The 12,820-nt window shown below is 70.4% G+C and carries 11 protein-coding genes; all 11 read left to right on the forward strand.

Going from position 1 to position 12,820, the window contains the following annotated elements; genetic code table 11:
• The 11 genes from DAETH_RS18125 (at window position 1) to DAETH_RS18175 (ending at window position 12,756) form a co-directional block, all read left to right on the forward strand.
• Entirely contained in the window at window positions 1-870 is an 870-nt protein-coding gene (locus DAETH_RS18125) for a carbohydrate ABC transporter permease (RefSeq protein WP_264777515.1), read from the forward strand.
• A gap of 12 nt (window positions 871-882) precedes the next feature.
• Window positions 883-2,415 (forward strand): extracellular solute-binding protein, encoded by a 1,533-nt coding sequence (locus tag DAETH_RS18130; protein ID WP_264777516.1) that lies wholly within the window; start codon window positions 883-885, stop codon window positions 2,413-2,415.
• 67 nt (window positions 2,416-2,482) lie between these two features.
• Window positions 2,483-3,595 (forward strand): hypothetical protein, encoded by a 1,113-nt coding sequence (locus tag DAETH_RS18135; protein ID WP_264777517.1) that lies wholly within the window; start codon window positions 2,483-2,485, stop codon window positions 3,593-3,595.
• Entirely contained in the window at window positions 3,595-4,962 is a 1,368-nt protein-coding gene (locus tag DAETH_RS18140) for an ADP-ribosylglycohydrolase family protein (RefSeq protein ID WP_264777518.1), read from the forward strand. Before DAETH_RS18135 ends, DAETH_RS18140 begins: the two co-directional genes overlap by 1 nt.
• The gene (locus tag DAETH_RS18145) at window positions 4,959-5,861 is read left to right on the forward strand and encodes a ribokinase (protein ID WP_264777519.1); all 903 of its coding nucleotides are present in this window, start codon (window positions 4,959-4,961) and stop codon (window positions 5,859-5,861) included. The genes DAETH_RS18140 and DAETH_RS18145 overlap by 4 nt, the downstream gene beginning before the upstream one ends.
• The gene (locus DAETH_RS18150) at window positions 5,862-7,964 is read left to right on the forward strand and encodes an ADP-ribosylglycohydrolase family protein (protein WP_264777520.1); all 2,103 of its coding nucleotides are present in this window, start codon (window positions 5,862-5,864) and stop codon (window positions 7,962-7,964) included.
• Between the two features lie 101 nt (window positions 7,965-8,065).
• Window positions 8,066-8,776, forward strand: a complete 711-nt coding sequence (locus DAETH_RS18155; protein WP_264778062.1) for a transposase — start codon at window positions 8,066-8,068, stop codon at window positions 8,774-8,776.
• 330 nt (window positions 8,777-9,106) lie between these two features.
• On the forward strand, window positions 9,107-9,433 hold the full coding sequence (locus tag DAETH_RS18160; RefSeq protein WP_264777521.1) for an ArsR/SmtB family transcription factor: 327 nt from the start codon (window positions 9,107-9,109) through the stop codon (window positions 9,431-9,433).
• A gap of 19 nt (window positions 9,434-9,452) precedes the next feature.
• Window positions 9,453-10,307 (forward strand): PhzF family phenazine biosynthesis protein, encoded by an 855-nt coding sequence (locus tag DAETH_RS18165; RefSeq protein ID WP_264778063.1) that lies wholly within the window; start codon window positions 9,453-9,455, stop codon window positions 10,305-10,307.
• A complete protein-coding gene (locus DAETH_RS18170; RefSeq protein ID WP_264777522.1) occupies window positions 10,304-11,287 on the forward strand; it encodes an ornithine cyclodeaminase family protein in 984 nt (327 codons plus the stop codon). Before DAETH_RS18165 ends, DAETH_RS18170 begins: the two co-directional genes overlap by 4 nt.
• A gap of 65 nt (window positions 11,288-11,352) precedes the next feature.
• A complete protein-coding gene (locus tag DAETH_RS18175) occupies window positions 11,353-12,756 on the forward strand; it encodes a pyridoxal phosphate-dependent decarboxylase family protein (RefSeq protein WP_264777523.1) in 1,404 nt (467 codons plus the stop codon).
• Window positions 12,757-12,820: the final 64 nt, after the last annotated feature.

Consider the following 12,820-nt stretch of genomic DNA (forward strand, 5'->3'; position numbering starts at 1 on the left):
ATGACCCTGCGTGCCTGGGAACGCCGCCTCACGCCCGGACAGGTGCTCGTGCGGGTGGGGCTGGGGCTGATCTTTCTGGTCACCGCCTACCCCTTCGTGTACGTGTTCTCGCTCGCCGTGATGCCTTACGAGAACTTCGTGCGCCAGAGCGCGCACTTCCTGCCCAGCGGCTTCACCCTCACCTACTTCGGGCAGGTGCTCTCCGACCCCCGCCTCGCGCACGCCTTCGGAATTTCCGCGCTCAAGACGGTAGTGGGCACGGTCCTGAGCGTCGTCGCCACCGTCGCGGCGGGCTGGGCCCTGTCCCGTCCCGAGCTGCGCTACGGCCGCCTTCTTACGGCCCTTTTCATCGTGCCGCTGTTTGTCGGTGGCGGCCTGATCCCCTACTTCCTCGTCATCCGCGCCACGGGCCTGCTGAACACCTTCGGCGCCCTCGTGGTGCCGGGACTCGTCGCCTCGTTCAACCTGCTGGTGGTCCGGTCCTATTTCCAGTCGTATCCCCAGGCGGTGCTTGACGCCGCCACCGTGGACGGGGCCTCGGCGTGGACGACCTTCTGGCGGGTGGTGTGGCCGACCTCCACGCCCATCATCGCCACGGTGGCCCTGCTCTCCGGGGTCGGGCACTGGAACGAGTACTTCTGGCCCAGCCTGCTCGTGCAGTCTGACCTCTCCCCGGCGCAGGTGGTGCTGCAAAACCTCGCGGTCGGGCGGTCGTTCCTGTCGCAGATCAACGCGACCGGAGCGCAGGCCGCCCCCGAGTCCCTGATCGCGGCGGTCGCGGCGATCATGGTCATCCCCGTCCTGATCGTCTACCCCTTCCTGCAACGCTTCGTCGTCAGCGGCATTCTCATCGGCTCCGTCAAGGAGTAGTGGAGGTTCTTTATGCAGCAAGCTCCCCGTTCGCGCCCCGCCCGTCCCCTCCTCGCCCTCACGGCCCTGCTCGCCCTGACTCCTGCCCTCGCCCAGGGCGCCCCCGAACGGGTCGTGATCTGGTCGCCGGGCGACAACGGCAGCGTGAAGGACTGGAACAAGGACCCCATCCTGCAGGCGGTCGAAAAGGCCACGAACACCGACATCGAGATGGTCAAGATCGGCTGGGACGTGTACACCGACCGCATCAACGCCGCCCTGGCGAGCGGCGAGGTGCCCGACGTCATCGGCACTCTCACGCCCGACAACTACCCGCTGATCGCGCGCATGGCCCGCGACGGGGTGCTTGCGCCCCTGGAGGGCGACGTGGGCAAGGCGGCGCCGAACGTGCTCGCGCTCTACAAGACGATGCCGGGCCTGAACGACATCAAGGTGGGCGGCAAGATCTACGGCCAGCCGGTGTACTGGGACAAGGGGCAGGGCCTGGGCGGCACCTTCATCTACGTGCGCGAGGACCTGCTCAGGGGGCTCGGCATGAAGGCGCCGACCACCTTCGACGAGTACTTCCGCTTCCTCTCCGCGTGCAGCAAGGCCAACAAGATCAGCGGCGTCACCTTCAACGGCGGTCCCGATTTCCTGGGCACCCTCACCGCCTTCGCGGGGTCGCAGGGCCTGAACATCTACGGCTGGGCGAAGACGGGCGCGGGCTACGAGTCGCCCTACGTGCAGCCCGGGATGAAGAGCGCGCTGCTGCTCTTCCGCCGGATGGTCGCCACCGGCACGGTCGATCCCGGCGTGTGGGAGGCCAACCAGGACACGACCCGCGCGAAGTTCGTCTCGGGCGGCGCGTGCTCCCTGATCTTCAACGGCGGCGGGCACGTCGGGCGCATCCAGAACGACCTCGACCTGGCGAAGAAGGGCTACCGCGCCCTGGTGCTGCCCGCCCTGAGCGCCCCGGGCGGGAGGCGGGGCTACAACGCCGCGCCCGCCTTCTGGGGCCAGACGGTGATCACGAACCTGCGTGGCAACCACCCGGTCGCGGCCGCGCGGGTGCTGAACTACCTCGCCAGCCCGGGGGGCATCCGGCTCACCGCCCTGGGCATCAAGGGGCGGGACTACACCGAGTCGGGAGGCCAGATCCGGCTCAACGCCGCCCAGCGCGCAAGGGACGGCTTTCCCGCGGCGGCGGGCGACACCGGCGCCCACCCGCTCGCCACCACCATCGTGAGCTGGGTGCCGCAGGAGTGGCAGGACTTCCAACTGCTGTACGGCAAGCCCGCGAGCTTCAAAAAGTGGTACGACGCAATGTGGGCCAACCAGCGCCGCTACGTCGTGCCCGCCGTCGCACCCCTGGCGACCACCGACGCGTGGAACAAGTTCAAGCCGACCGGCGACGAACTCACCAAGCAGGCCTTCGTGCAGATCGCGCGCGCACCCTCGGACGCGCAGGCCACGGCCCTCTTCGATCAATTTGTGACGAACTGGAGGAACGCGGGCGGCGCCGCCGCTCAGGCCGACGTCAGCCGCCAGATCACCGGGAAGTAATCCCGCCCCCACCCTGCCCCGGACGCGTGGAGGAGTTTTCCACGCGTCCACCCAGAAAGGACCTGCCTTGACGCATCCTGACCCCACCCTCAGCCCCGGCGTCACCTTCGCGCTCCCCCCTAATCCTGCGGGCACCGCCCTGCCGGGCCCGGCGTTCTTCCTGTTCGGCGCCGGGGCGCGCCGCAAGCTCGTGTACCGGGACGGAGTCCTGGAAGACGCCCTGACCGGCGAGACGCTGCGCCGCTGGGACGTGTGGCGGGCCGAGATTGACGCGGCGGGGGGCGCCGTGCGGCTGGAGACCCCGCGCGGCCCCGTTCACCTCGTCGAGGACGAGGAGGGCGTGTGGCTGGACGGGGCGGGCGGGCGCGAGGCCCTCACGCTCGGCCCCGTGCGTCTGCCGCGTTTTGACGGCCACCCCTTCGCCCCGCTGCTGCGTGCCCTGCACCGGGAACTCCTCGTGAACGTCGTGGGCGGCGCCCCGCTCCCCAACCTGTTCGTGTACAGGAGGCCCTGGTACCGCGACGCCGCGATGGTCGCGATGGCGCTGGATCGCACCGGCAACCTCGGCCTCCTCGAGGGCTGGATTCAGTCCCTGCGCGAGGTGTACGACCGCAACAACGCGGGCCACGAGGAGAGTGACAACCTCGGGCAGGTGCTCTACCTCGTCTCCCTGGTGGGGGACGCGCGCCACCCGGTGGTCGAGTCCGTGCTGCGGGAGGCGAGCACCCGGCGGGAGGGCCGCGCGCTCACTGGCCTGTCCGACTTCGCGCCCCACCCGGTGTACCAGACGAAGTGGCTCAAGTTCGGCCTCGCCCGCCTGGGGCTGGACGACGACTTCGTGATCCCGGGCGTGCCCGATGCCTACTCCAGCCTGTTCTGGATGGCGTACCGGGACGAGCACGTGCCGCACGGCCGCTTCGGTCCCGCCTTCGCCGAACTCTACCCCTACCTGTCCTGGGCCGAGGCCCACTTTCTGGGGGAAGCGCCCCCGCTGCACCTTGCGGGCCGCGCGTTCCCGCTCACCTGGGAGGCGCGGGCGAGCGAGGCGGACTACGGGGCGCTCACCCGGCTCGACCCGGGCCTCGCCGCCCGCCGCCTCTCGCCGACCCACACCTGGCACGCGGCGGAGATGCTGCTGTACCTGCTCGACCTGCCCGTCCCCCCCGGGGAGGCGCGCTGATGTTCCTGCCGCACGCCGCCGTGCGGGGGCACCTGCGCACCGTCCTCGCCGACAAGGCCCGCCAGGGACACGCGGTGGACGGCCTGGAGGAGGAACTGCGCGCCCTGCCCGACAGCTACGACGCCCTGCACGCCTTTGCCGGGCGGCTCGCGGAGTTGCCCCTGCGGGAGGACTGGCCGTACCGGGAGCCCAGCGACCTCCCCGGCATCCTGGCCGAGTGTGACCCGGGCCGGCCACGCGGTCCCTGGCGCCCCCTCGATTCCCGGGACGTCGCCCGGCGGGTGGAGGCCGCCTTTCTCGCCTCGGCATGCGGGTGCATCCTGGGCAAACCCATCGAGTCGGTCACGCCGACCCTGACCCTGCACGAGATCCGGGAGGCCCTGGGCCCGGTGGGGGAGTGGCCCCTGCGGGACTACCTCACGTCGCGGGCGGCCCACGCCTTCGGCCGCCCGCCCCACCCCGACTGGGAGGGCACCGTCCGCGAGAACATCCGCTTCGTCGCGCCGGACGACGACCTGAACTACACCATCCTTGGCATGCTGGTTCTGGAGCGGCACGGGCTGGACTTCACCCGCCGGGACCTGCTGCGCCTCTGGATGACCCACCTGCCGCCCGGCTTCACCTGGGGTCCCGAGCGCGCCACCCTCGCCAAGGCCGCCCTGGCGTCCCTGCCCTTCGGGGAGCGCGAGCCAGGGGAGGACGCGCTGGAGGGGTGGGTCAGCGTGCTCAACCCCCACGACGAGCTGTGCGGGGCGATGATCCGCGCGGACGCCTACGGGTACGCTGCCGCGGGGAACCCGGCGCTCGCGGCCGAACTCGCGTGGCGCGACGCCTCGCTCACCCACCGCCGCACCGGCCTCTACGGGGCAATGTTCGCGGCGGCGGCCATCGCAGCGGCCCCCGTGGCGCGCGACTGGCAGGAGACCTTCTCGACCGCCCTGATGTTCGTGCCGCGCGGGAGCCGGTTTCACCGCATCGTCTCGGACGCCCTGGAGGAGGTCGCGTGCGCCTCGGGCTGGGAGGACGGGTACGGCCGCATCCACGGCAAGTATGCCGAGTACACCCACTGCCGGGTGTACCAGGAGGCCGGGACCCTGATCAACACCCTGCGCTTTGCCGAGGACGTGGGGCACGGGATTTGCCTGCAGGTCATGCAGGGCGGCGACACCGACAGTTACGGCGCGACGGCGGGATCGATCCTCGGGGCCTACTTCGGCCCCGGTCACCTGGAGGAGCGCTGGCTCGCTCCCTTCCACGACGAGATCCGCACGCGGCTCGCGGGCTTTGAGGAGCGCTCGCTCTCCGGCCTCGCGGCGCGGCTCGCCCGGCTGCCGGACCTCACGCTCGCCCCGGAGGCCACCCCATGATCCTCGTTGCCGGCAGCCTCAACCTCGACCTGGTGGTGCGCGCGCCCATTCCGCGTCCCGGCGAGACGGTGCTCGGGGGCGAGTTGGCGCGCCACCCCGGCGGCAAGGGGGCCAACCAGGCCGTGGCGGCGGCGCGGGCGGGAGGCCAGGTGCGCCTGATCGGCCGGGTCGGGCACGACGACGCGGGGAGCGAATTCCGGGCGGCGCTGGCAGGGGAGGGCATCGACGTGGCGCCCGTCACGGCGACGAATGCGCCGACCGGCACCGCCCTCGTCGTGGTGAACCCGGCGGGTGAGAACACCATCGTCGTGTCGCCCGGTGCGAACCTGCACCTGCGGCCCGGCGACCTCGCTCCCGGGTGGTTTGAGGACGCCCGGGTCGTCGTCTTGCAACTCGAATTGCCCCTGGAGACCGTCCGCCGCGCCGCCGAACTCGGCCACGCGGCAGGGGCGACCGTGCTGCTCAACGCCGCGCCCGCCTGGCCCCTGGCAGACGAACTCCTGCGCGATGTGGACGTCCTCGTCGTGAACGAGCACGAGGCGGCGGCCCTACTGCACGACGTCGCGGACGGCGCGGAGATGGCGGACGCGCTCGCGCGGCGCGTGCCCCTCGCCGTCGTCACCCTGGGGGCGCGGGGGGTGGCCTGGGCTGCCCGGGGGGGAGGAGGCAGGCTGCCCGCGCTTCCCGTGACGGCGGTGGACACCACGGCCGCCGGGGACGCCTTCGTCGGCGCGCTCGCGGTCGCGCTGGGGGAGGATCAGGCCCTGGAAGGCGCCCTGCGCTTCGCCTCGGCGGCGGGGGCGCTGGCCGTGACCCGGCGCGGCGCGGGGCCGTCCCTGCCCCGGCGGGCGGAGATCGACGCGCTGGCCGGGGGCGTCCTGACTCCTGGAGGGCTCTGAATGCCCCTGCCCCCCGACTACGACGCCCGGGTGTACGCGGGCGTGCTCGGCAAGATCATCGGCGTGTACGCGGGACGTCCGGTCGAGAACTGGACGCACGCGCGCATCGCCGCCGAGCTCGGCGAGGTGCGCGGCTACGTGAACGACCGGCTGGGCCTGCCCCTGATCGTGCCCGACGACGACATCACCGGGACCTTCACCTTCCTGCGCGCCCTGGAGGACGCCTCCTGGGGCGCCGACCTCACGCCGCAGGACGTCGCCGAGGCCTGGCTCAACTATATCGTCGAGGAGCGCACCATCCTGTGGTGGGGCGGCCTGGGCAACTCCACCGAGCACACCGCCTACCTGCGGCTCAGGGGCGGTGTCCCGGCCCCCCGGAGCGGTTCCGCCGTGCTCAACGGCCGGGTCGTCGCCGAGCAGATCGGCGCCCAGATCTTCATCGACGGCTGGGGGATGGTCGCCCCCGGCGATCCTGCCCTCGCCGCCCGACTCGCCCGCGCGGCGGCCAGCGTCAGCCACGACGGCGAGGCGGTGCATGCGGCCGTCCTCCTCGCGGCGATGGAGGCCCTCGCCTTCGTAGAGGACGACCTGAACCGGATCTACGACGCGGCCCTCGCCTTCATTCCGGGGGACTCGGTGATCGCCCGCCTCGTCGGGGACCTGCGCGCGTGGCGCGGGGCGGAGCCGGACTGGCGGGTCACGCGGGAGCGCATCGAGGCGGAGTACGGCTACGACCGCTACGGCGGCCTGGTCCACGTCGTGCCCAACCACGCCCTGGTGCAGCTCGCACTGCTCTACGCGGACGGCGACTTCACCCGGGCCATGCTCATCGCCAACACGAGCGGCTGGGACACCGACTGCAACGCGGGCAACGTGGGCTGCTTCCTGGGAATTCAGCAGGGACTGGCGGCCTTCGAGGGGCAGGCGTTCGACTGGCGCTCCCCGGTGGCCGACCGGCTGTATCTGCCCTCGGCGGAGGGCGGGCGGGCCGTGTCGGACGCGCTGACGGTCGCGGGCCGGGTGGCGGCGCTCGGCCAGCGCCTGGCGGGGGAGACCCCGGTGCCCCCGGGGGGCGGGGCGCGCTTCCACTTCTCCCAGCCCGGCAGCGTGCAGGGCTTCCGGGCCGGGGGTGACGGGGCACGCGTCGAGAACGTCGGGGGACGGGCGCTGCGCCTGACCCCCGGTGGGGGAGAGGCCGTGTTCCTCACGCCGACCTTCGTGCCGCCGGACATGCTGCGGCACGAGGGGTACGGCCTGGTGGCCTCCCCGGCCCTGCACCCCGGCCAGACGGTACGGGCCACCCTCCTGCCCGGAGACGTGGCGGGGGTCGAGGCACGCCTCGTCGTGCGGGCGTACGGGCCGGGCGACACGCTGCGCCCCGTGTTCGGCCCGCCCACCCGGCTCACGCCCGGGGAGCATCACCTCGCCTGGCAGGTCCCCGACACCGGAGGCTGGCCGGTCGCGGAGGTCGGCGTCGCCCTGAGGGGTGCGGGGGACGGCGCTCTGCTCGGCCGGCTGTCGTGGGACGGCGCGCCGGACGTGACCCTCGCGCGGCCCCCCGGGGAGGGCGAGTCGTGGCGCCGGGCCTGGGTGAATGCCGTGGACGTGTGGGAGGCGCGTTTTCCCGAGGCCTACCGGATGTCGCACAACCGTGGCCGGGGACTGCTGCTCCAGGGCGCGGAGGCGTGGCGCGACTACCGCGCCGAGGCGACGCTGACGCCGGTGCTGGCCGAAGCGTTTGGGCTCGTGGTGCGGGCGGGGGGCTTGCGGCGGTACTACGCCCTGCTCTTGCGGCGGGGAGGGGCGTTGCAGCTCGTGAAGGTGCTGGGGGAGGAGACGGTGCTGGCCGAGACTTCCTGCCCGTGGTCCTTTGGGGAGGCGCGGGGCTTCGCGCTGGAGGTGCGGGGCGCGGCGGTGTGGGCCTGGCTGGACGGGGAGCTCCTGCTGGAGGCCCGGGACGGGGAGGAGCCGCTGCCGGGGGGCGCGGTGGGCCTGGTGTGCGAGGAGGGGACGGTGACGTGTGAGGCCGTGCGCGTGACCCCACTGCGGGGTGACGTGTCCAGGCCGCGGGGCGACCCGATCTCGCGGCCTCCGTCCCCCTGAGGTTCCCCACCGAAGCGGCTTACTCCACCCGTCGTGAACACGAGTGGATTGGAGACAAGGTCCATGTCAGCGAGACCTGTGATGCTGACCTGCCGCACCTGATCACCCACGTCCACACCACGAATTCCACCGTTCAGGATGTCACCAGTACGGCCCCGATCCAGGCGGCGTTGGCTCAGCGGAACCTCCTTCCCGAGAAACACATCGTGGATGCCGGGTATATCGACGCGGAACTGCTGGCTTCCAGTGTCACGGAACATGGGGTGAACCTGATCGGACCGACCCGCGAGAACCGGAGTTGGCAAGCCCGTGCGAGCACGGGCTACGCCGCCAGCCACTTCCAAATTGACTGGGACCACTGCCAGGTCACCTGTCCGCAGGGTGCAACCACGCGAGGCTGGTATCCGACGGTGAACCGCTTTGGCACGCTGGAGATCATCATTCAGTTTGATCGAGAGGTCTGTGCCATGTGTGCCGTTCGGTCCCTGTGCACCAAGGCCAAAGGTGGACGCCGCGTGGTGATTCAACCCCTTGAGAAACACGAAGCGCTGCGGCTGGCGCGTGAATACGCCACTTCACAGGAGTGGCAAGCCCTGTACCATCAGCGTGCCGGTATCGAGGGCACCTTGTCCCAGGGCACCCGTGCCCTGGGTCTTCGTCGTACACGTTACCGAGGACTGAGGAAAACGGCCTTGCAGCATGCCGCCACTGGCGCTGCCATCAATGTTCTTCGCGCAGTGCGTTGGTTGGACGGGGATAAGCCAGGGCGAACCCGCGTCTCCCGCTTCAGTCAACTTGCTCTTCCGGCTTGATCCCCTGACTTCGCCACCAGAGTCAGGAGAATTCCAGCAGGATTGTCTGGTCGTCTTGCCCTTAGCGGGGCTGAGACAAGATGCAGAAATTTTAGTACGCTAACGAAAAAGTGCGTCTAACAGGCCCTTTATAGGAGACAAGTGCTCAGAATCTGGGTAACACCCAGGCCCACGTTTCACGTCCTGGTCGCCGCGTGAGTCCAGATGGTCTGACCGCCGTACGACCAGGGGTAAAGTGTCTTTTTGCAGAGAGCAGGAGCTGAAACCCCGGCCACGGGAAGCACTCAGACCTTGACGGCAGCGGTCCACCCATGTCACTGTTTTGTAGTTATGCGAAATAGCGAAGGAGGTGGGGAGGCGACCCTACAGGTGATCAAGGCTCTTGCGAATGGGACGCGGTTGACTGTTCTCGACTGGCTCAAGGACCCGGTGGCGAATTTTCCGCCTCAGGTAGACGGCGATCTGGTCGAGGACGGCGTATGCGCCGACCATATCCGCGACAAGCTCGGCATCGCCGCGGCCACCGCCTCCCGCCACCTGACGCTGCTCACCGAAGCCGGGCTGCTGGTATGCACGCGCAAAAGGGGCTGGGCCTTCTACCGCCGTGACGAAATAGCCATCCGGGCATTTACCCACGCCCTCGACACCGGGCTTTAAGGGAGGCCGCGTGTCCCACCTGGACTACACCCACGTCAACGTCTTCAGCCCAGCGCCCTACACGGGGAACAGCCTGCCCGTGTTTCCTGACAGCCGTGGGCTCAGCGACGGGCAGATGCTGCGCATCACCCAGGAGTTGCGGCACTTCGAGGCAATCTTCCTGGAACCGGTGGCGGCGACCATGGTTCGCGCCCGGGTCTTCGACCTGTTTGGGGAACTGCCCTTCGCGGGGCATCCGATCATCGGGGCCGCGGCCACCCTGCACCGGGCGGCGGGTGACGCCGGGGCGCAGACTTGGCACTTTGAATTGACCCACAGGACCGTCAGCGTCACCACCGAGGCCACCGAACACGGGTATTTCGGCCTGCTCGACCAGGGCAGGCCCGAGTTCCGCGGGAAGGTCCAGGAGCCCGGACCCTTCCTGCGTGCCTTTGGCCTGGAGGCGGGCGACCTGCATCCCGACCTGCCGCTGGAGGTCGTCAGCACGGGGCTGCCCTACCTCATCGTGCCCGTGAGGCCGGGCGCCCTCGAACGCGCACGCATTCAGACCGACCTCACCCCACTGCTGCACCGGGTGGGCGCACAGTTCGCCGTGCTGTTGGACGAGGCGGCGCTGGAGGTGCGGCACTGGAACAACGACGGTCTCCTGGAGGACGTGGCGACCGGCAGCGCGGCGGGAGTGGTGGGGGCATATCGTCTAAGGCATGGCCTCGCACAGGGCGGCGAGGCCTTCGTGCTGCACCAGGGCCGCTTCACCGGGCGCCCGAGCACGCTGCGCACCCAGCCCGAGGGCACGCCCGACCACGTGCTGACCGTGAAGGTCGGCGGGGACGTCACGGTGGTCGGTCGGGGCGTGCTGGAGGTGTTGCCGTGAGCGCCGTGCGCATCATCGGCGCGGACGAGCTGCGCGCCGCCGTGCGCTTCGAGGACCTGATCGAGCCGGTCTCGCGGGCCTTTCGGGAGGCGAGCGCCGGGCTGGCCGAGAACGGCCTGATCGTCACTTTCCCCGGCGAGCGCCCTGACCTCGGGGACGTGTATGTGAAGACCGGCGTGCTGCGCGGGCACCGCGTGTACATTGTGAAGGTCTCGCCGTGGTTCGCGCTCAACGTGGAGCGGGGCCAGCCCCAGGGCGGATTCATCGGGGTGTTCGACAGCGGGACAGGGCACACCCTTGCCATTCTGAACGAGGAGCATTACCTGTCGGACATCCGCACGGCGGCGGCGGGCAGCCTCGCCGCCCGGGTGCTGGCCCCTGCCCACGTGGGAACGGCGGCGGTGCTCGGCGCAGGCGTGCAGGCCTACTGGCAACCGCAGGCGCTGTACCGGGAACGTCCCTTCGAGACGCTCCTCATCTGGGCCAGAACGCCCGAGAAAGCATCTGCCCTCGCCGCGCGCCTCGCCCCCGTGCTGCCGGGGGTAGACATCCTCGTCTCGGACAACCTCGAACGAACCGTTCGTGAGGCCGACGTGCTCATCACGGCCACGCAGGCACGTGAACCCTTGGTGCGCGGGGAATGGCTCCGCGAGGGACAGCACATCACCGCTGTGGGTGCGGATGACGCGACGAAATGCGAACTCGACGCTGCCACCCTGAAGCGGGCGCGGGTGTTTGTGGACGACCGCCAAACAGCTGCGGCCAACGGGGACGTTTACCACGCCGTGCAAGCAGGCGGGTATACCCCCGGGGACGTGGCCGGGGAGATCGGCGAGGTGCTGGCGGGCAGGAAGGCCGGGCGCATCTCGGCGGGCGACATCACGGTGGCGAAGTTCGTGGGAATTGGGGTGCAGGACCTCGCCGCCGCGGAGGTGGCGCTCGAAAAACTTGGTGTCCTCCAGGCTCCCGCCCTGCCGTGACCCCTCCCACATCTTGAGCACACCGCGCCGAGCCTCCACCTCTGTCCTCAAAGGAGGGAACACCCATGGACCCCACCCTGCAACACGACGCCGAACACATTGAACACATTCTGCACGAGGTCGCGCGGGAGGCCTCCCGCGTACTCACCGCGTTGCCCGGGCGGCCCGTCGCTCAGAGACCCGGCACGGCCAAGCCCCTCGCGTTGCCGGACCAGGGACTTGGTTTTCAAGCCACCCTCGACCACTTCCGGACGCGGTACGCGGACGCGCTGAGCGGCAGCGCCGGGCCGCGCTACCTGGGCTTCGTCACGGGTGGGGCCACGCCGGCGGCCCTCGCGGGCGACTGGCTGGTGAGCACCTTCGACCAGAACGTCGCACCCTCTGGAGAATCCGCCGCGCCCCTGCTCGAACGCGAGACGCTGGCGCTGCTGCGAACGCTGTTCGGGCTGTCAGAGGCCCATTCCGGCAGCTTCGTCACGGGGGCCACGATGTCGAACTTCGTGGGCCTCGCCCTCGCCCGGCAGTGGTGGGCCCACCAGCACGGCCGAGACGCCGCGCAGGAGGGCCTCTCGGGACTCCCGCCCCTGCGCGTCCTGAGCGGGGCGCCGCACTCCAGCGTGTATAAGGCCCTGTCCATGCTTGGCATAGGTCGGAGTAGCGTCGAGGTGGTGCCCGTGCTGCCGGGGCGAGAAGCCGTGGACCTCGCGGCGCTGGAGGAACGCCTGATGGCCCAGGGCGGCGAGCTCTGCGTGGTGGTGGCGAATGCCGGAACAGTGAACACTGTGGACTTCGACGACCTAAGCGCTATCGCGGCGCTGCGGGAGCGGTACGGATTCTGGCTGCACGTGGACGCGGCTTTTGGCGCCTTCGCCGCCTGCTCCCCGGAGTTCCGCCACCTCACCGCCGGCCTCGACCTCGCTGACTCGGTGACGGTAGACGCGCACAAGTGGCTCAACGTTCCCTACGACGCGGCCATGCAATTTACCCGGCACCCCGAGCTTCAGGTGCAGGTGTTCCAGAACAGCGCGGCCTACCTGGGCCTGCCCACGGCGGAGCCCGACTTCGTGCACCTCACGCCAGAGAACTCGCGGCGGCTGCGGGCCCTGCCCGCCTGGTTCAGCCTCCTGGCGTATGGGGCCGCCGGCTACCGCGAGATTGTCGAGCGCAACGTGGCATGTGCGCGTGACCTCGGCGGGCGTGTGGCGACCTCGCCGCAGTTCCGGCTGCTGGCGCCCGTCCGCCTGAACGTCGCGTGTTTCGCCTTGCAGGGGGAGGAGGGGAACCTTGCGGAAGTCACGGCGGCGTTCCTGGCCCGGCTGCGGGACGATGGCCGGGCGTTCCTGACGCCGACGGTGTATGAGGGCACCCCGGGTGTGCGGGCGGCGTTCAGCAACTGGCGCACCACGCCTGCCGATGTGGAAGTGGTGTGGAGGGCGATGGGGGACGCGCTGGCGCCGCAGAGCACGTAGGTTCACAAACTCGGAGACTCGCACTCCGGTGTAGAACAACGTCTGGACCATCGCCCGTACCCGC

This window comes from Deinococcus aetherius (assembly GCF_025997855.1).
Lineage (GTDB): Bacteria > Deinococcota > Deinococci > Deinococcales > Deinococcaceae > Deinococcus > Deinococcus aetherius.